A 20,437-nucleotide genomic window follows, 5' to 3' on the forward strand; every position below is an offset into this window, starting at 1 on the left:
GAAATAAAAAATAAAAATAATAAAATAAATCTTGAAAAATCTGAATATATTTACTATGATAAGTTCATAGACGTATGTATATATCAGTAATCTGGTCTGACGTTTCTACCAACTACCGAAATAGTTGACTACATACCCCTTTTGGGTATGTAGTCACTTTTGTTTCATAGGAAATTACGTCCTATGAAACAGCTTCTATCGATGACACATTTCCTGAAAGTACAGCAGCAGACAGTGCCCAAAGCTGTGGGGAAGTGGGGGAACCGCCGGAAGGAGGCGGGTTTCCCCATTCAGAAAGGAGGCAAAGCATATGAACAGAGTATTGAAGGGCGATATTGTATATTCCCGCTCGAAAACCAGCCTTCAATCCTGCAAGGACGGATATCTGGTCATCGAAGAGGGAAGATGCAGGGGGGTATTTGAGAAACTTCCGGAGAAGTATCAGAAAATTCCATTGGAGGATTATACTGGACATTTGATTATACCGGGCCTGGTGGATATTCATCTTCACGCGCCGCAGTATACCTTCCGCTCACTGGGAATGGACTTGGAACTTCTGGAGTGGCTGAATACCCATACCTTTCCTCAGGAGAGCAGATATCAGGATCTGGAGTACGCCAAAAAGGCGTATGGGATGTTTGCAGAAGACATGAGACGGAGCGGAACTACGAGGGCAGTTATTTTTGCCACGATTCATCCGGAGGCCACAGAGCTTTTGATGGATTTGATGGAAGAGAGTGGAATTTGTTCCTATGTGGGAAAGGTCAATATGGACCGGAATTCTCCGGATATTCTCTGTGAAAGCTCTGCCAATGAGTCTCTTAGAGCAACCAGACAATGGCTGGAGAATACCAAGGATCGGTATCAACGGACAAAACCAATTCTTACTCCTCGTTTTATTCCCAGCTGTTCAGACGAGTTGATGAGAGGGATTGGACAGCTTGCAAGGGAATACGGCCTTCCGCTGCAGTCCCATCTGTCAGAGAATAAAAGTGAAATTGCATGGGTTCAGGAGCTCTGCCCCTGGAGCAGCTGCTATGGCGATGCCTACGATAAGGCGGGGGCATTTGGCGGAGAAATCAAAACCATTATGGCTCACTGTGTATGGTGTCCGGATGAGGAACTGGAACTGATGAAGAAGCGGGGCGTTTTTGTCGCCCATTGTCCGGAATCTAATACCAATCTTTCCAGTGGAATTGCGCCGGTTCGCAGATATCTGGATGAGGGAGTTCCGACAGGACTGGGCTCTGATGTAGCGGGAGGGACTGTGCTTTCTATCTTTAAAGCTATGGAGCTTGCAGTCCAGACCAGCAAGCTGAGATGGCGCCTGAGTGACAGTTCATTAAAGCCGCTGACAGTTCCAGAGGTCTTTTATATGGCTACGGCAGGAGGCGGAGCTTTCTTTGGAAAGGTAGGAAGCTTTGAGGACGGATTTGAGGCAGATGCACTTGTTCTGGATGAGAGTCGGGTTCCTACTCCGCTTTTTGCAGAGCTGAGTCTGGAGGAGCGTCTGGAGCGGATGATTTATCTGGGATGTGAGCAGGATATTATTCATAAATATGTAGCGGGATGTCAGCTGTTTTAGCGCAAATTTGCTGATTTTTGCGAAAAAATATATTTTTTATTAAAAATTTTAAAAAAATACAAGAAATTTATTAGGAAGTGTGATAAACTGAACCTATCTGTTATCAATTTAAGTAAGGAGGAAGTGTATGGAAAACTTTTTTAAATTCAAAGAACGCGGAACTGATATGAAGACAGAAATGATCGCCGGCGTGACAACCTTCATGACCATGGCTTATATCCTTGCGGTAAACCCGAATATCCTGGGGGCATCCGGCATGGATACGGGAGCTATTTTCACAGCTACGGCTCTGGCTTCAGCGATCGCATCATTTTGTATGGCACTGTTTGCAAATCTTCCCTTTGTCCTGTCCGCTGGTATGGGACTGAATGCATACTTTGCTTATACGGTTGTCCTGGGTATGGGATATTCCTGGGAAGTTGCTTTGACAGCAGTATTTGTAGAAGGTATTATTTTTATTATTCTTTCCCTGACCAATGTGCGTGAGGCGATTTTTAATGCGATTCCTACGAACCTGAAGGTAGCGGTATCAGTTGGTATCGGTTTGTTTATTACCTTTATTGGACTTCAGAATGCGCACATTGTTGTGGACAGCGCTACCCTGGTAGGCCTGTTTTCCTTTAAGGGCTCTGTGGCAGCAGGAACCTTCCAGTCAGAAGGAATTACTGTTTTGCTGGCTCTGATTGGAATTCTGATTACAGCATTTCTGGTAGCAAAGAATGTAAAGGGAAATATCCTGATTGGTATTCTGGTTACCTGGCTGCTGGGAATTGTATGTCAGCTGATTGGCCTGTATGTTCCCAATCCGGAAGCCGGCTTTTTCAGCCTGATTCCAAGCGGAATCATTTCCATGCCGGCGTCTATTGGACCGACATTGTTTAAGATGGACTTCTCTGTGATCGGAAGTCTGGACTTTTTGGTTGTTGTATTTGCGTTCCTGTTTGTAGACCTGTTTGATACACTGGGAACTTTGATTGGATGTGCATCCAAGGCAAATATGCTGGACGCAGAGGGCAGACTCCCTGGCATTAAGGGCGCTTTGCTGGCCGATGCAATCGGAACGACTGCAGGCGCATGCCTCGGTACCTCTACGATTACAACCTTCGTTGAGTCTTCCTCCGGTATTGCAGAAGGCGGAAGAACAGGTATGACCGCAATTGTATCCGGTATTCTTTTCTTACTGGCCCTGTTTTTATCACCGATTTTCCTGGCAATTCCTTCCTTTGCAACAGCACCGGCTCTGGTAATTGTAGGATTCCTTATGATGCAGCAAGTGACAAAGATTACCTGGGAGGATATGACCGAGGCTATTCCGGCATTTATCTGTATTTTTGCAATGCCCTTTATGTATTCCATCTCCGAAGGTATTGCTTTCGGCGTTATTTCTTATGTAGTTCTGAAGCTGGTTACCGGCAAGAATAAGGATATTACACCGCTGATGTTTGTACTGGCCCTTGTGTTTATTGCTAAATACGCAGTGCTTTAAAGATTTCCTGACAGACGCAAAGAACGTTCTGGAAGGGTGCAGAAAAAAGAAAGAAACTTCTAAATTGATAACAAGGTGATAGAATTCCTGCCTTCGGTATCTTTGGATACCGGAGGCGCTTTTTTTATGTCATAGGAAAGAGCGTCCTATGACATAAAACGCTCCGCGAGGATCGCCATGCATCGGAAGAGAATTTTGTTGCAGAAGCGACCCGCCGCAGGCGGAGAAGCTCGCGAGCGAGCTTCTTTCTTGTGGGTTTCGGTAGAAAACCGGCAAAGCCTGTGTTATACTAGGCGTCATAGGGGATGTTTCGGGGGAAAATTACAGATTAAATAGGAAAAGGGGAGAACCTTTATGGAAAGCTTTTGGATTGCTTGGAATGCGGTAGTGCCGTTTTTCATTTATTTTGCCTTTGGCTACGGAATTCAGAAAACAGGAATCGTGGACAAACCGTTTTTTATCCGTTTGAATCAGATGATTTTTAAGGCATTTTTCCCGGTTATGATGTTTAACAACATTTACCGGACCAGTGGAGGGCAGGGAGTGAGCGGAAAGCTTCTGGCGGTTAATATTGCCTGTGTGTTGCTTTTGATTGGAGCCAGCATGGTGGCTGTCCCCCTTCTGGTGAAAGAAAATCCCCGCCGCGGGGTGATTGTTCAGGCGCTTTACCGGGGGAACTGTGTTCTTTTTGCCGTGCCGCTGGCAGAAAATGTATTTGGCGCAGAGGGAGCCAGTCTGGCATCCATGGTGCTGGCTTTTATTATCCCCATTTATAATGTGATGGCAGTTCTGATTCTGGAGTATTTTCGGGGAGGAAAGCCTTCTCTGCCTCAGCTTCTGAAAAAAATGATAACTAATCCTATGATTATGGGAGCAGCAGTGGGCGCTGTTTTTCTCTGGCTGGGGATTCGGCTTCCCGCTTGTGTGGAAAAACCGGTAAAAGAGTATGCAGCCCTTTGTACGCCTCTTGCCTGCTTCGTTATGGGCGGAACGCTTCAGTTTTCTTCTGTACGGAAAAATTTAAGGTATCTGGTGCCTACTCTGACAGTCAAACTGGTTTTAGTTCCGGCAATCATTGTGGCAGTATCCGTGCTTTTGGGATTTTCTCCGCTGGAGCGGTTTGTTTTGTATTCCCAGTTTGCGGCTCCGGTGGCGGCTGCCTCTTTCTCCATGGCTCAGGCTATGGGCGGAGACGGGGATTTGGCAAGCGAGATGGTGGTGGTCAGCTCCTGTGTCAGCGTATTTACGATTTTTATGTGGATCTTTGTGACTAAGCTTTTGGGCATTATTTGACAGCCAGTTCTTTGGAAGGAAAATGGTGAATCAGGCTAGGAAGAAAAAACCCCTAGTTGAAAAATAAGAGAAAAGACAGTATAATAAAACAGGTATATTGTCAGAGAGAATTATCAATATCAGGACAGGGAGATAGAAGAATCATGCTAAATGGAAGAAAAGAGCTGTTGACGCGGCTGGCGGATAAAGAGGGAGAATTTTTTGTATTGATTTCTGCATGTACGAGAGAGCCCTATGTAGAATGTGATGAGGAGACCTTTGATGATAAGGTGTTCCTGTATTTTGACGGAGAAGAGGCAAAGCAGGCGGCTCAGACCTTGGCCGGAAAAAAGATTCCAGTAACAGTTACCCGGTTGGAGAGCAAGCAGATGCTGTTTTTCTTTACGAATCTGTATGCCATGGGCGTGAATGCCATTGAGATTCCAGATGAAGAGAAGCCGGCCTTAGTTCAGCTGGATGAGATTATAAAAAAACGGGAAAAGGCGGATATGCCGGATGGCGCTGTGTGGGTGGAGAATCCGCAGCTTCATCTGACTGCTATTTACTTTGCCCAGGAGATGAGAAAGCCGGCTACACCGGAGACAAAACAGCGCCTTCTGGAGCTGCAGGAGGAGATTGTGGCAGATTTCCGCAAGGGAAGCTTCCTGTTTGCGCTGGATAAAGAGGGTCAGGGAACGCCCATGATCAAAATGAAGAATGAAGACAAATTTCAGCCGGTATTTACAGATGCTGTGGAGTTTGGCCGTTTTAACCGGGAAGGAAGATTCCGGGCGGTTGTGGTGGAATCAGACAAGCTGAACAAGGTTCTTGATAAAAATGCAAAGGGCGTTATCTTAAATATTATGGGTGTGAATCTTCCTCTGGTCGTGAATCGCAATACCAGCGAGGCAGAGCAGGAGGCGCCAAAGCTGCAGATGGATCCGAAGCTGCAGATGGCTCAGGAGATTGATAAGCTGGTTAAAAATACAAAGTAATATCAAAAAGACTTTTGCCAAGGATTGGGGCGGTATTCTCAGGAATGCCGCCCTTATTCTGTATCTGTTGGAAAACGGATTTTGGGAGTTGGGAGGAGGGGAACAGGGCTTGCAAAGAAGGGAAGACAGATAATGGAAATACCGCTGTAGAAATGAAGAAAAAGACGGGAAAAATCTAAAAAAACCACAGTAGACAACAAGAAAAAACTGTAATATGATGAAAAACGATATGGATTTTATTCGATCTGTGTGTAGACTGCGCAGACGGTACATTAAGGGAGAAGAGAATATGCTGAAGGACTTATTAGAGAAAAACCGGAGCTACCGAGGATATGATGAGACAAGAAAAGTTACAGAGGAGGAGCTGCGGGAGCTGGTTGCATGTACCCGTCTGTGTCCGGCGACGGCGAACGTACAGCCGTTGAAGTATTTTCTGGCATGGGAGCCGGAGGTAGTAAAGAAGATCCAGCCGTTGACCAAATGGGCTGGCGCATTGCCGCAGCTTCATCTTCCGGCAGAGGGAAAATGTCCGTCTGGATTTATTGTTATCTGTCAGGATACCAGAATCAGTGAGAATCTGACAGCGTATCTGCGGGATGTGGGGATTACGGCTCAGACCATGCTGCTGGCGGCAGTGGAAAAGGGACTGGGCGGCTGCATGATCGGAAGCTTTCAGAAAGAGGAGCTGAAGACAGCTCTGGAGATTCCTGAATATCTGGTGCCCATGCTTGTACTGGCTATTGGCGCTCCGGATGAAGAGATTGTTCTGGAGGATGCCTGCGGAACCATTACCTATTATCGGGATGAAAAGGGCGTTCATCATGTACCGAAGCGAACCATGGAAGAGCTGGTGATTTCCAGAAAATAAGGAAGGAAGAATAATTATGGCAAAAAGTACAACAAAGGATATGACAGAAGGATCTCCATCCAGACTGATGTTGGGATTTTTCTTTCCTATGCTGTTTGGTATGCTGTTTCAGCAATTTTACAATATGATGGATACCATTATTGTGGGAAAATATCTGGGGGTTCAGGCGCTGGCGGCAGTAGGATCTACCGGTTCCATCAATTTCATGATTATTGGCTTTTGTATGGGCGTGTGCAATGGCTTTGCCATTCCTGTAGCTCAGAAATTTGGGGAGAAAAATTTCCCCATGCTGCGGAGATTTGTGGCAAATGGGGCATGGCTGTCCCTGGGATTTGCAGCAGTTATGACAGTAGCAGTCTGTGTATTATGCCGTCCCATTCTTCAGTGGATGAATACACCAGAGGATATTATTGACGGTGCATACCGGTATATTTTTGTGATTTTTCTGGGGATTCCGGCTACCTATCTTTACAATATGGTGTCTGGTATTATTCGTTCCCTGGGGGACAGCCGTACTCCGCTTATTTTTCTGATTTTATCTTCTATCCTGAATATTTTGCTGGATTTATTTATGATTCTGGTGCTTCATATGGGAGAAGAGGGAGCGGCTATTGCAACGGTAATTGCCCAGGCGGTATCGGGAGTCTGCTGTCTGATTTTTATGATAAAACGGTTTGAGCTTCTTCGTATGACAAAGGAGGAGGCAAAACCAGATCGGGATATTCTTCTCGCTCTGTGCAATATGGGAGTGCCCATGGGACTGCAGTATTCCATTACAGCGATTGGAAGCGTGGTACTGCAGACTGCGGTAAATGGACTGGGCTCTATGGCTGTGGCTGCGGTAACTGCGGGGACAAAGATCAGCATGTTTTTCTGTTGTCCATTTGATGCGCTCGGTTCAACGATGGCAACCTATGGCGGTCAGAATATCGGAGCCAGAAAGCTGGATCGAATCAGCCGTGGGCTAAAGGCGGCATCTGTTATGGGATGTGTTTATGCGGTTTTTGCCCTGGGAGTGCTGTTTGTATTTGGAAGACAGATCAGTTTGTTGTTTTTGGACAGAGGACAGACGGAGATTCTGGGGCAGGTTCAGATGTTTCTGATTGGAAACTCTCTGTTTTATATTCCTCTGGCATTTGTAAATATTGTCCGGTTTTTGATTCAGGGGATGGGATATTCCAAGCTGGCTGTATTGGCCGGTGTGTGTGAAATGGCTGCTCGGGCATTTGTAGGCTTCTGCCTCGTTCCAGTGCTTGGATATGCTGCGGTTTGCTTTGCAAGTCCGGCAGCATGGATTGCGGCAGATGCATTTTTGATTCCCTCCTATATCCGGATTATGAAAAAGCTGAAAGCTATGCCCGGTTATCAATGTGGATAAAGGTTATCTGACAGAAAATGGGAAAAATAAGGACAGCTCTGGTATTGACGGGGATTCAGGGAACTTCTATAATGGGAACAGGCGTAAAACAGAAAAAGCCGGAAAGAGAGAGATTAGATGAAGAAAAACTGGAAAACAGGTGTATGCCGGACTGTGCTGGCGTTATCCATTAGTCTTGCTGCTGTAGGAATAGCTATGGCAGAAGAGGGAGGCGATACGGTTTTCGTACCAGGAACCTCAGTAAACGGGCTGGGGATTGCCGATTTGACGGTTGATGAAGCAGCAGAGCGTATCGGCAGTTTTTATACAAAAGATTACACCCTTACGATTAAAGAACGGGGTGGAAAGCAGGAGACAATTACCGGAGAACAGATTGGTTTTTCCGTAAAGCTGCCGGATGGATTTCTGCAGGAAAAATTAAATCAGCAGAATGCGGGCGGACGAGTTTTTGGACCGGATGTGGATAACAAGTATAAAACAGATATGGTCAGCAGTTTTCAGAGAGAACGGCTGGAACAGAGCATTCAGGCGCTGGACTGCATTACAGGAAACGGGGCAACGGCAGCAGCAGATGCCCGGATTTCTGACTATGCAGAGGGGGAGGCCTTTACGGTGATTCCGGAGATCCGGGGCAATCAGGTGGATCCGGAAAAAGCGGCAGAGGCTATTCGTGCCGCTGTTCATACAGGGGCTATGGAGGTGGATCTGGAGGCTTTAGGCTGTTATATAGAGCCGCGGATTTACTCTGGAGATGAGACCCTGAAAACTTTGTGTGATACTATGAATCAGTGCCGTGAAATGGAAATTACCTATACGATTGGCGAGGAGAGCCAGGTTTTGCCTGCGGTGGAAATCTGTTCCTGGATTACAGGAGCCAGCGAGGGACAGATTCAGGTGGATCGGGAAAAGGCCGGGGCCTGGATTGGGAATCTGGCAGCCCAGTACGACACAGCCGGAAAAACAAGACAATTTTCTACTGTATCCGGAAGGATTGCCGAGGTTACGGGCCCTTATGGATGGAAAATTGATCAGGCAGCAGAGACAGACGCGCTGATTGCCATGATCCGCAGCGGGCAGTCACAGACGAGGGAGCCACAGTATGCTTCAACCGCAGCAGTCCGGGGAGAGCAGGACTGGGGAAGCACATATGCCGAGGTGGATCTGACCGGACAGCATGTTTATCTGGTGAAGGACGGAGCTGTTATCTGGGATGCGCCCTGTGTTACCGGAAATATTTCCAAAAAGTATGATACGCCGCCGGGAATTTTCCCTCTGACCTACAAACAGAAGGATAAGGTTCTGCGGGGAGCCAAGCGGGCGGACGGAACCTACGAGTATGAAAGCCCGGTATCCTTCTGGATGCCGTTTAATGGCGGCATTGGATTTCATGATGCCAACTGGAGAAGCAGCTTTGGCGGTGAGATATACAAAACAGGAGGAAGCCATGGCTGTATCAACCTCCCCCCGGACAGGGTACCTGCCTTTTATGAGCAAGTATATAAGGGGATGCCTGTGATTTGCTATCTGTAAGCATTTGAAAGAAGAATAAGCAGTTCAGAGCAAAGACTCTGGATATGAAAAATACCGGCCGCGGGCCAGAGGGGAAGAAATCCCTCAGATGCCGCAGCCGGTATTATTTGTTTCATAGGAAATTGCGTCCTATGAAGATGCTTTGTTATAAGTATCTTAGTGATTACAGATCAAATCCGAAGTATTCTACTGCATTGTTGTAACAGATACCTTCTACAATGGTCTTTAATGCCTTCTGATCATCCGGATACTCGCCGTTGTCTACCCAGCCGCCGATCAGCTCGCACATAATCCGACGGAAATACTCATGTCTGGTGTAGGAAAGGAAGCTTCTGGAGTCGGTCAGCATACCGATAAAGTTGCCCAGGCAGCCTAAGTTGGCCAGACTGGTCATCTGGTTGATCATGCCGGTCTTGTTGTCATTGAACCACCAAGCAGAGCCCTGCTGAATCTTGCCTGCAGCCTCTGTACCCTGGAAGCATCCGATGATGGTGCCGATAGCAGCGTCATCGTTGGGGTTCAGGGAGTACAGAATGGTTCTCGGGATTTCGTTGGTTGCGCTTAATGCATTCAGGAAATCTGCAGTCTGTGCTGCGGATGCGGCATCACCGATGCAGTCAAATCCGGTGTCCGGACCCAGCTTGCTGAACATAAACGCATTGTTGTCGCGCTTGCAGCCGTAGTGAATCTGCATTGCCCAGTTGATGCGGTGATATTCTCTTGCCAGGAACAGCATGAATTCAGTCTTGTACTGCATCATCTCTTCCTTGGTAATATCCTGACCGGAAAGTCTCTTGGCAATGATGGAGTCGATGGTTTCCTCAGATGCCGGATGGTACAGAACGAAATCCAGACCGTGGTCGGAAACGGAACAGCCGTTCTCAGCAAAGAAAGCCATACGGTTCTTGATTGCTTCCTTTAGGGATGCGAAATCCTTGATTTCCACACCGCTTACCTCAGACAGCTTGCCAATGTAGGAGGCGTAGTCCGGCTTCTCAATGTTGGTAACCTTGTCCGGTCTCCATGCAGGAAGAACCTGTACGTCAAAGGTGTCGTCCTCAGCGATCTTTTTGTGCCACTCCAGAGAATCAATGGGATCGTCGGTGGTGCAGATCAGGGTAACGTTGGAAGCTTTGATCAGGCTGCGTACAGACCACTTGTTCTGCAGCTGCTCGTTGCACAGATTCCATACCTCTTCTGCGGTATCTCCGCACAGATGGCCGGTGTAGCCAAAGTATCTCTGCAGCTCCAGATGGCTCCAGTGGTACAGAGGATTGCCGATAAGCTTTTCCAGGGTCTCAGCCCATTTCTGGAATTTCTCGCGGTCAGTAGCATCTCCGGTGATATATTTTTCATCGACACCATTGGAACGCATCTGACGCCATTTGTAGTGATCTCCGCCCAGCCATACCTGGGTAATATTTTCAAATTTTCTGTCTTCTGCGATTTCTCTGGGGTTGATATGACAATGGTAATCCAGAACTGGCATTTTTTCTGCGTAATTGTGGAATAATGCCTTTGCAGAATCAGTGGTCAGCAGAAAATCTTTGTCCATAAACTGTTTCATTGGATGATTCCTCCTTAAAATAAATTAAAATTTAGTAGTAGCTCTTTTTATCAAATCAGCGGCAATGGTTGTCCTGCTGGGAACATTGCCGCCGTTGAAAACGCCCATAAGGGTATTGATAGCAGTTGTGCAGAGGGCCTCTGCCTTGCTGTCAATAGAAGTCAGCTCCGGATCGGTACAGATGGAATAAGCAGAATTATTATAACCGATAATGCTCAAATCATCGGGAATACTTCTGCCTGTCATATGTGCATATTTTACAGCACCTACTGCCAGCGCATCATCTGAGGTCAGAACTGCGTCAAAAGGAAGCCCCTCCTTGTGGAGGCGAAGCAGCAGATCTCTGGCTGCCAGCACATCTTTTTCACACTGGTGAATATATTCGTCCTGAACGGAAAGCCCCCGTCCGCACAGGGCATCCCGGTAGCCCTTCATCTTGTTGGTACCGCTGTAGGAATAGCTGCTGAAAAGATAGAGAATCTTTCGGCAGCCGGATGCAATCAGCTGGCTTGTAGCGTAGTGGGTTGCCGTTCTGTCATCACAAAGGGTACAGTAGATATTTTCTCCTTCCAGGTAGCCATTTACCAGAATAATGGGAAGCTCCTTTGCTGCATCTATAATGTAAGCATTGTCTTTTATCTTCATTTCGATAAATTTGGAACCGGCAATAATAATGGCGTCTACTTTTTTGGAGCGGAGCAGCTCAAAATACTGACGCTTAGTTTCCAGCGAATTGCCGGTGCAGCATAAAATGGAATCGTAGCCATTGGTGCGCAGATCCCGTTCCAGATAATATATGGCGTGAGCCAGATAGGGATCGGAAGAATCTGAACACATAATACCGATGGTTTTAATAGAACCAAGTCCCAGCCCTCTTGCAAATACATTGGGGGTGTAGCCCAGTTCTTCCATAACCTCCAGCACCCGGGCGCGGGTTTTTTCGCTGACATTGGGGTTGCCATTCAGGACCCTGGATACGGTAGCGATGGAAACGCCGGCCTTTTTGGAAACATCATAAATATTCACGAAAATCATCCTCATTTCTGTAAGTACTTACAAGATGATATCATTATAACCGCCAAAGAAAAATATTGCAAGTATTTTACAGAGTTTTGCACAAGTTCTTTGAAATAATCCCTGTTTTCTTCTTGACTTATGAACAGAGATTATGTAGAATAATTGTAAGCCCTTACAACATTGGACAAGACAGAAAAACTTTACAAATATCAATACTTTCAACTGGAACAGAAGGAGAAAAAGGAAATGCAGGATTTTATCAGGATCCATGAGGATGATAATGTAGCTGTTGCGCTGCGTCCCATTGCCCTGGGTGAGAGTCTGACAGTAGGTCAGTACCAGGTTACCATTGGTGAAGAGATTCCGCAGGGACATAAATTTGCCTTAAAGCCTATTGCAAAAGGCGAGGAGGTTATCAAATACGGCTTCCGCATCGGCTTTGCAAAGGAGGATATTGCTGCTGGCGGATGGGTGCACGTACATAATTTAAAGACGGCGCTGGGAGACCTTCTGGAGTATCAGTATGAACCGGTGGCCTCCGGCCTGAAAGAATCAGCCCACGCATATTTTGACGGATACCGTAGAGCAGACGGAAAGGTAGGCGTCCGCAATGAGATCTGGATTATTCCTACCGTGGGATGTGTCAATTCCATCGCTCAGGCTCTGGAAAAGAAAGCAAAGAAATTTGTGGGAGGAAATGTGGAGGATGTGATCGCATTTACCCATCCTTACGGATGTTCCCAGATGGGCGATGATCAGGAGAATACCAGAAAGGTTCTGGCTGATATGATTCATCACCCCAATGCCGGCGGCGTTCTGGTGCTGGGACTGGGATGCGAGAACAGCAACATTCCTCTTTTAAAAGAGCAGTATATTGGGGAATATGATGAACAGAGAGTAAAATTTCTTCAGTGTCAGGACGTGGAGGACGAGCAGGAGGAGGCTATGAAGCTTCTGGAGGAGCTGGCTGTGTATGCAGGCGCCTTCAGCAGAGAGACCATAGATGCCAGCGAGCTGGTTATCGGCATGAAGTGCGGTGGATCTGATGGTCTGTCCGGAATCACAGCCAATCCTACAGTCGGAGCCTTTTCCGATCTGCTGATTTCCAAAGGAGGCACTACGATTCTGACAGAGGTTCCGGAGATGTTTGGTGCAGAGACCCTTCTGATGAACCGTTGTGAAACTCCGGAGCTGTTTGATAAGACAGTTCATTTGATTAATGATTTTAAAAACTATTTTACCAGTCATAACCAGACCATTTATGAGAATCCTTCTCCGGGAAATAAAAAGGGAGGAATTTCCACTCTGGAGGACAAGTCCCTTGGATGTACGCAGAAGTCTGGCAGCGCTCCGGTAAAGGGCGTACTGTCCTATGGAGAGCCGGTGAAGGTAAAAGGATTAAATCTGCTGTCTGCTCCCGGCAATGATCTGGTAGCTTCGACAGCCCTGGCAGTATCCGGCGCTCAGATTGTACTGTTTACGACTGGAAGAGGAACACCCTTTGCATCACCGGTTCCTACTGTGAAGATCTCCAGCAACTCAAAACTGGCAGGACATAAAAATAACTGGATTGACTTTAATGCCGGAAGTATGGTAGAAGATAAGAGTAAGGAGCAGCTGGCTCAGGAACTGTTTGACTATGTTCTGGCTGTTGCATCCGGCAAAAAGGTGAAGGCAGAAGAAGCAGGCTTCCATGATATGGCTATCTTCAAGCAGGGTGTGACGCTGTAGCAGCAGATTCGGCGCATTAGATGTGCCGGCCAGACAATGTTATCCTGTGCTGCCTGCCGTTTAAGATAGAAAGGCGGGGCAAGTCCCATGAAACTGAACAGAACGACACAAAGAACCGTGGAGATCCTGAAGCTGGTATCCAAAAATCCGGAGGGGATCACTCTGGATGAAATTTGCGGAAAGCTGGATCTTCCCAAAACAAGCGCCTATGACATTGTAACCACCCTGGCAGAGATGGGAATGGTAAATGTAGACCGGGGACAGAGACAAAGATATACCATTGGTCTGACGGCATACCGGATTGGGATTAATTATACGAACAATCTGAATTTTATCAATGTGATTGAACCGGAAATGCGCGCTTTTGCCAAGGAAGTAGGAAAAACGGTGTTTTTTGGGGTGCGTTCTGATCATGAGGTAGTCTATATCTGCAAGACAGAGCCGGAAAATCCGATTATTACTACAGCTACGGTAGGAACAAAGAACCCGATGTACTGTACCTCTCTGGGCAAGGCGATTCTGGCATACAGCGATGAGGAAACCTGCGGACAGATTCTGGCCCGTATGAAATTCAAGAAGCATACGGAACGAACGATAACAGACAGAGAATCCCTGAAAAAGGAGCTGGAACGAGTCAGGGATCAGGGATATGCCCTGGATGAGAGAGAAGTGGAGGAGCACATGGAGTGTGTGGGAGCTCCTGTTTTCGGACCGGATGGAAGCGTTGTGGGAGCCTTGAGCGTATCCAGTCTTTATAAGCCTACGGAGGACTATGAACAGCTGGGGCGGCTGACTGCCAAAAAGGCAGCGGAGGTCTCAAAATTGTTGGGTTTTCTGGGCAAAATATAAGGATTGCCTGTTGACAAACATGTTGGAAACTATTAAAATAAAGTCATAAATCGTATTTGCAAAGAAGATTCGCATATACGAACAAGAAAAGGAGAATAAGACCATGAAAAAAGAGCAAGTACTGGCAAGGCTGAAGGAAGACTGTCTGGTAGCTGTGGTTCGTGCAAAGAACCTGGAGCAGGGCGAGAAGGTGATTGATGCCATTATCGAGGGCGGCATTAATTTCATCGAGATTTGCATGACTGTTGATGAGGGAAGCCCCATCGATCTGATTGCAAACATGGTAGCAAAGTATAAAGATAATGAGAAGATCGTGATCGGTGCAGGTACTGTTCTGGATCCGGAGACTGCAAGAATGGCAATTATGGCTGGCGCTAACTATGTAGTAAGCCCGGGCCTGAACGTTGAGACCATTAAGATGTGCAACCGCTACCGCGTGCCGATGCTGCCAGGTGTTATGACTCCTACCGAAGCAATTACTGCTCTGGAAGCTGGATGTGATATCATTAAGGTATTCCCGGGCAACATTGTTGGACCGGCTGCTATCAGCTCCTTTAAGGGCCCGCTGCCTCAGGGTGAGTTTATGCCGTCCGGCGGTGTTGACGTAGACAACGTAGACAAGTGGCTGAAGGCTGGCGCATACGCAGTAGGTACCGGAAGCAGCCTGACCAAGGGCGCAAAGACCGGCGACTTCGCAGCAGTTACTGCAAAAGCAAAAGAGTTCGTTGAAGCTGTTGCAGCTGCAAGAAAGTAAATAAATTTTAGAAAGAAATTAAAAAAGGAGAATATAAAAATGGCAAAAGTAGTAACCATGGGCGAGATTATGTTAAGATTATCTACCCCGAATAACGAGAAATTTATCCAGGCAGACGAGTTTGACATCAACTACGGCGGCGGCGAGGCAAACGTAGCTGTATCTCTGGCTAACTATGGTCATGATGCAGAATTTGTTACCGCTGTACCGGCTAACCCCATCGGTGAGTGTGCAGTAGCAGCTCTGAGAAAATACAATGTAGGAACCAAGCACATCGCAAGAAGCGGTGAGAGACTGGGTATTTACTACCTGGAGACTGGCTCTGCAATGAGAGCTTCCAACGTTGTTTATGACCGTGCTCATTCTTCTATCTCCACTGCAACTGCAGATGAGTTCAACTTTGACGAGATCTTCGCTGATGCTGACTGGTTCCACTTTACCGGTATTACTCCGGCTGTAAGTGATGCTGCAGCTGAGCTGACCGAGGCTGCTTTAAAGGCTGCTAAGGCTCACGGCGTAACCGTATCCGTTGACTTAAACTTCCGTAAGAAACTGTGGTCTTCCGAGAAGGCTCAGAAGGTTATGACTAACTTAATGCAGTACGTTGATGTCTGCATCGGTAACGAAGAGGATGCTGAGAAGGTTCTGGGCTTCAAGCCGGGCAACACCGATGTTACTTCTGGAGAGCTGGAGCTGGCTGGTTATGTTGATATCTTCAACCAGATGGCTGACAAGTTTGGCTTCAAGTATATCATCAGCTCTCTGCGTGAGAGCTACAGCGCTTCCAACAATGGTTGGTCCGCATGCATCATGGATGGTAAGACTCGTGAGTTCTATCATTCCAGAAAGTACTCCATCACTCCTATCGTTGACCGTGTAGGCGGCGGAGATTCCTTTGCAGCAGGTCTTGTTTGCGGTCTGTTAGACGGCAAGGATATGAAGGCAGCTCTGGAGTTTGCAGTAGCAGCTTCTGCTCTGAAGCACACCATTCCTGGCGACTTCAACCTGGTTACTCGTGCAGATGTTGACAATCTGGCAGGTGGCGACGGTTCTGGACGTGTTCAGAGATAATTCTAGTTCGATAATAAGTTAAGGTTTTAACAATGGCTAATTCCCTTTAACCGGGAGTTAGCCATTTTATCAATCAGGGAAATTGATATAAACTTCACAGAATAAATACAGAGGGGGACTCACTTATGAAACAAGTAATGGGTAACGTAATTGTCGGACAGTCCGGCGGACCAACTGCGGTCATCAATTCCAGCCTGGCCGGTGTATTTAAGACTGCAAAAGACAGGGGAGCAAAAAAGGTATATGGTATGCTGCACGGCATTCAGGGATTGTTGGAGGAACGGGTGGTTGATTTGTCAGAACATATCCGCAGTGATTTGGATATTGATCTGTTAAAGAGAACGCCGTCCTCCTTCCTGGGTTCCTGCCGCTATAAGCTGCCGCCTATCAAGGGAAATACAGAGGTATACGACAAGATTTTTGAGATCCTGGAAAAGCTGGAGGTAGAGTATTTCTTCTATATCGGAGGAAATGACTCTATGGATACGATTATGAAGCTGTCAGACTATGCGATTCTGACCAGTTCCAAAATCCGGTTTATGGGTGTTCCAAAGACCATTGACAATGATCTTCCGATTACCGATCATACGCCTGGTTTTGGAAGTGCTGCAAAATACATTGCTTCTATTACAAAAGAAATTATTCGTGACGGACTGGTTTATGATCAGCAGAACGTAACCCTGGTAGAGATTATGGGACGTAATGCAGGCTGGCTGACCGGCGCTGCTGCGCTGGCAAAGGGCGAGGACTGCGAAGGCCCGGATATGCTGTTTTTACCGGAGATTACCTTTGATGTGGATGAGTTTATGCATAAGGTGGCTGAGCTTCACAAAACAAAGAAATCTGTGGTTGTGGCTATTTCAGAGGGTGTGAAGGTGGCGGATGGCCGTTATGTCTGCGAGCTGACAGATAATGTAGATTTCGTAGATGCCTTTGGACACCGTCAGCTGACCGGCACCTCACGGTTCCTGGCTCAGAAGATTTCCAAGGAGGTAGGCTGCAAGACCAGAGCAATCGAGTTTAACTCCCTGCAGCGGTGTGCGTCCCATATTGTAGGCCGTGTAGATATTACAGAGGCTTATCAGGTAGGCGGAGCTGCAGTAAAGGCAGCTTTTGAAGGCGAGACCGGAAAAATGGTTATCTTAAAGAGAGTGTCTGACGATCCCTATCTGTGCGTGACGGATATTTATGATGTTCACAAGGTTGCAAACATTGAGAAAAAGGTTCCGAGAGAGTGGATCAATGAAAGCGGAGATTATGTAACAGAGGATTTCATCAACTATGTTCGGCCGCTGATTCAGGCAGAACTGACTCCTATGATGGTAGACGGACTGCCGAGACATCTGCGTCTTCAGGATGTAATGCTGAGAAAATAATTCGCAGCAGGCCAGGGGGTGGCCCTGAACGGTTATGATTGACAGGTAATGAAAAATCAGATTAGGCTTTAAAAGAAACGGCGCTTCGGTGGATATAAAAAGATCCTCCGGGGCGTTGTTTTATTTTGGCCGAACAAGATGCATCGGAGATTCCAGCTCTCACGCCGTCCTGAATCGTCATAAAAAATTACTGCTTTCTGTCGTTCTTCACGGAAAATTTACAACTTCTTACAGCTTTCTTACTTCACTTGACCCTGGAACGGTTCCAGGGTGTAGAGTAAGGTCATCGGAAAGAGATACCGAGAAACAAGAGAAAATAGAAAATCAAGAAGGAGTAATGATTATGAAAAAGAACACGAAACGCATGCTGGTAACCTGCGCTGCAGCAGCATTTACCATGGGAACAGCAATGATGTCCTATGCAGCCTATGGATGGCAGCAGGAAGACGGCCAGTGGCATTATTATGATAAGTACGGTGATCGGGTAACGGACGAATGGAAGCGGTCCGGAAACAACTGGTACTGGCTGGATGAAAATGGCGATATGGCTATCAGTCAGCTGGTGCAGGACGATGACGAATACTACTATGTCAATGAGACAGGCGTCATGGTGGCAAACCAGTGGAGAGAGCTGGAAAATGAGGATGGAGATGATGATGAGTCAGATACCTGCTGGTACTACTTTGGACCGAATGGAAAAGCTTATACCGCATCCAATTCCGGAAAGACTACATTTAAAACGATTATCCGTGCAGACGGTCAGGCGAAAAAGTATGCTTTCGATGATGAAGGAAAAATGCTTTATGGCTGGGTAAACGAAGAGAGCGAGAGGCAGACCGGCGAGGATGCCTGGAAAAATGGTGTGTATTACCTGGGCGAGGCAGGAGACGGAGCGATGAGAGCCAACGAATGGGCATGGTTGGAAGCAGAGGACGAGGAGCAGGATGACCCCGATTTTGAGGATCACTACTGGTTCTACTTTAAGAGCAACGGTGAGAAAACTGCAGGTACGAAAAAGACCATCAATGGAAGAAAATATCTGTTTGAGGAAGGCGGTAATGCAGTATTCAACTGGATTTCCACACCGGGCAATGCGGCAACTCCCAGTGATAAGTTCTATTCCCAGCCCTCTGACAGCTGGCTGAGCACAGGCTGGTTTAAGACAGTTCCCGGTGAGGAGCAGGATCCAGAGGGATACAGAGACGGAGAAGAATGCTGGTTCTATGCAGATAAGGACGGAGAGATTGTCAAAGGAGAGATCAAACGGATTAAGGGCGAGTATTATGCATTTGACGAGTACGGCAAGATGCTTGAGGGTCTCTATAAGATGAGTGTAAATGATTCAAAAATCCAGTCCTGGGAAGAGATTGAGGGCGAGGATGATATGCCGGAGCCGGATGAGGCATGGGCTGTTTACTACTTTGGAGGAGCCAAGGACGGTGCTATGAAGACCGGAAAGGCTACCATTGAATTAGACGGCGAGAAATTCATCTTTAATTTCCGCAAATCCGGAGAGGAACGCGGACAGGGCTACAACGGTATTGATGATGGAAATATTTATTTCCAGGGCAAGCTGCAGAAGGCTGACAGCGATGAAAAGCTGAAGGTTGTAGAGTGGAACGGAGATGAGGACGGCGGAGAATACCTGGTAAATACCAGCGGTAAGATCCAGAAGAAGAAAAAGAACGCCAAGGATGCAGATGACCGTTACTACTGCACAGACAGCAAGGGACGCGTTACCCGTGTAGGCAACGAAAAATGTGAGGATCACAAAGAAAACGAAGAGCACTAAAAAATTGCAGCCATCACAAGAATGCAATCTCCATATTTTGAAATTCTGATTCTATCATAAGAAAAATGTCCGGAAAGGCAGATGCAGAGTATGCAGAAGCCTCCGGACATTTTTCGTATATTGAAAAAAACAATATTAAAAGACAGGCACATAAAGCTGAATATAACAGGATTGGCAGCCTTCACTGAGTCCCTGAAGCATGAAGGTGCAGTAAAATTGACGGGATACCATAAGTTCCTGCTCTTTTGCCCATTGAAGCATCGGCAGAAGATCTTCAGCCGTTGGAATTCTCTGCTGAGAAATGCGAATTCGAGTCATACAGAGCGAGGGCTGCATAATGGGATGAGATTCGGGGGAAAGATCATAATCCACATACTCCGCTAAATCTGCGTGAAGAACCAGCTGAGAGTTTTTGTAGGTAATTCCCAAATCCTCTTTTTCCGGATCCCAGTTATATTCATCAAAAATATACATCATATCAAGCCCAGGATATTTCTGAGCATATTGAAACCACAGTGCAAGGCTTTCAGAGAAGCCGGCGTGGGGAACGATGATGTGGGAACGGGGGGAGTTTTTGAGGATTACCTGATCCATGTGATTTTTTATATTTTCGCAGTCTTCACTGGTTAGATTTAATCGGGCCATGGTTTGCTGATGGCGCCGGATTGCCATTTTTTCTTCTTCCATTCTGTTTTTCATAATCTGAGACAGAGAAGAAACAGAAAGATCCTGAGACCAGATCTGTTCCAGATCATCCAGTCCGATATCCATTTTTCTTTGATAAAGAATGCTGAACAGGCGGTAAATATCTTCTTCCGTATAATAGCGGTATCCGTTTTCTTCTTTTTTAGAGGAGAGGATACCGCGTTTTTCATAATAACGGAGAGTGTCTCTGCTGAGTCCCATTAAATTTGCCACATCACCGATACGGTAAGTTTTCTGTGCCATAGCTATCACCTCCATTTATTGTATATCAAGAAGCATAAAGAAAATCAATGCAAGTAATGAAATCGTAAAAAACATTAATGCAGTTTTAATGTTATTGGAGAAATTCTGTCACTTTTCCCGCCTTTTCTTTATAGAAAAACTGTGCTATACTACACAGGATATGTAAAAATCAGTAAGCGTTCTGCAGGTCAGAGGGATTTCCTCTGGCAGGAGCGCAG

At 46.6% G+C, this 20,437-nt stretch carries 16 protein-coding genes and 1 riboswitch; of the genes, 13 read left to right on the top strand and 3 right to left on the bottom strand.

Annotation, left to right across the window (positions count from 1 at the left end; genetic code table 11):
• The first annotated feature begins 54 nt into the window (after positions 1 to 54).
• A riboswitch (purine riboswitch) is annotated at positions 55 to 151 on the top strand.
• Positions 152 to 310: 159 nt separating this feature from the next.
• The 7 genes from ACESON_RS11740 (at position 311) to ACESON_RS11770 (ending at position 9,114) form a co-directional block, all read left to right on the top strand.
• The gene (locus ACESON_RS11740; protein WP_373110038.1) at positions 311 to 1,585 is read left to right on the top strand and encodes an amidohydrolase family protein; all 1,275 of its coding nucleotides are present in this window, start codon (positions 311 to 313) and stop codon (positions 1,583 to 1,585) included.
• 127 nt (positions 1,586 to 1,712) lie between these two features.
• Positions 1,713 to 3,071: an NCS2 family permease gene (locus ACESON_RS11745; protein ID WP_177959767.1), complete on the top strand. Its 1,359-nt coding sequence runs from the start codon at positions 1,713 to 1,715 to the stop codon at positions 3,069 to 3,071.
• A gap of 354 nt (positions 3,072 to 3,425) precedes the next feature.
• A complete protein-coding gene (locus tag ACESON_RS11750; RefSeq protein WP_373110041.1) occupies positions 3,426 to 4,364 on the top strand; it encodes an AEC family transporter in 939 nt (312 codons plus the stop codon).
• Positions 4,365 to 4,507: 143 nt separating this feature from the next.
• On the top strand, positions 4,508 to 5,338 hold the full coding sequence (locus tag ACESON_RS11755; RefSeq protein ID WP_373110043.1) for an SseB family protein: 831 nt from the start codon (positions 4,508 to 4,510) through the stop codon (positions 5,336 to 5,338).
• 214 nt (positions 5,339 to 5,552) lie between these two features.
• Entirely contained in the window at positions 5,553 to 6,206 is a 654-nt protein-coding gene (locus tag ACESON_RS11760; protein ID WP_373110045.1) for a nitroreductase family protein, read from the top strand.
• Between the two features lie 16 nt (positions 6,207 to 6,222).
• On the top strand, positions 6,223 to 7,584 hold the full coding sequence (locus ACESON_RS11765; protein WP_177959771.1) for an MATE family efflux transporter: 1,362 nt from the start codon (positions 6,223 to 6,225) through the stop codon (positions 7,582 to 7,584).
• Positions 7,585 to 7,701: 117 nt separating this feature from the next.
• A complete protein-coding gene (locus tag ACESON_RS11770) occupies positions 7,702 to 9,114 on the top strand; it encodes a L,D-transpeptidase family protein (protein ID WP_373110047.1) in 1,413 nt (470 codons plus the stop codon).
• A 163-nt stretch (positions 9,115 to 9,277) separates the two neighbouring features.
• On the opposite strand, the gene uxaC is transcribed toward ACESON_RS11770, so the two are convergent.
• Positions 9,278 to 10,681, bottom strand: coding sequence for a glucuronate isomerase (gene uxaC, locus ACESON_RS11775; protein ID WP_177959773.1), 1,404 nt, complete (start codon positions 10,679 to 10,681; stop codon positions 9,278 to 9,280).
• 24 nt (positions 10,682 to 10,705) lie between these two features.
• Entirely contained in the window at positions 10,706 to 11,707 is a 1,002-nt protein-coding gene (locus ACESON_RS11780; RefSeq protein ID WP_177959774.1) for a substrate-binding domain-containing protein, read from the bottom strand.
• Between the two features lie 237 nt (positions 11,708 to 11,944).
• Here ACESON_RS11780 and ACESON_RS11785 point away from each other — a divergent pair, with 237 nt between their 5' ends.
• The 6 genes from ACESON_RS11785 to ACESON_RS11810 all read left to right on the top strand — a co-directional run bounded on the left by ACESON_RS11785 (position 11,945) and on the right by ACESON_RS11810 (position 19,271).
• Positions 11,945 to 13,429 carry a UxaA family hydrolase gene (locus tag ACESON_RS11785; protein WP_177959775.1) on the top strand — a complete coding sequence of 495 codons (1,485 nt, stop codon included), beginning with the start codon at positions 11,945 to 11,947 and terminating at the stop codon, positions 13,427 to 13,429.
• An 87-nt stretch (positions 13,430 to 13,516) separates the two neighbouring features.
• A complete protein-coding gene (locus ACESON_RS11790; RefSeq protein WP_373110050.1) occupies positions 13,517 to 14,278 on the top strand; it encodes an IclR family transcriptional regulator in 762 nt (253 codons plus the stop codon).
• A gap of 103 nt (positions 14,279 to 14,381) precedes the next feature.
• Positions 14,382 to 15,032 carry a bifunctional 2-keto-4-hydroxyglutarate aldolase/2-keto-3-deoxy-6-phosphogluconate aldolase gene (locus tag ACESON_RS11795; RefSeq protein ID WP_177959777.1) on the top strand — a complete coding sequence of 217 codons (651 nt, stop codon included), beginning with the start codon at positions 14,382 to 14,384 and terminating at the stop codon, positions 15,030 to 15,032.
• Positions 15,033 to 15,071: 39 nt separating this feature from the next.
• Positions 15,072 to 16,103: a PfkB family carbohydrate kinase gene (locus ACESON_RS11800; RefSeq protein WP_177959778.1), complete on the top strand. Its 1,032-nt coding sequence runs from the start codon at positions 15,072 to 15,074 to the stop codon at positions 16,101 to 16,103.
• A gap of 125 nt (positions 16,104 to 16,228) precedes the next feature.
• A complete protein-coding gene (locus ACESON_RS11805; protein ID WP_373110052.1) occupies positions 16,229 to 17,479 on the top strand; it encodes a 6-phosphofructokinase in 1,251 nt (416 codons plus the stop codon).
• 343 nt (positions 17,480 to 17,822) lie between these two features.
• Complete coding sequence (locus tag ACESON_RS11810) at positions 17,823 to 19,271, top strand: N-acetylmuramoyl-L-alanine amidase family protein (protein ID WP_373110055.1); 1,449 nt, start codon at positions 17,823 to 17,825, stop codon at positions 19,269 to 19,271.
• Positions 19,272 to 19,406: 135 nt separating this feature from the next.
• On the opposite strand, the gene ACESON_RS11815 is transcribed toward ACESON_RS11810, so the two are convergent.
• Complete coding sequence (locus tag ACESON_RS11815; protein WP_373110058.1) at positions 19,407 to 20,219, bottom strand: MerR family transcriptional regulator; 813 nt, start codon at positions 20,217 to 20,219, stop codon at positions 19,407 to 19,409.
• Positions 20,220 to 20,437: the final 218 nt, after the last annotated feature.

The sequence above is a fragment of the Lachnoclostridium sp. Marseille-P6806 genome (assembly GCF_964238185.1).
Classification (GTDB): Bacteria; Bacillota; Clostridia; order Lachnospirales; family Lachnospiraceae; genus Brotaphodocola.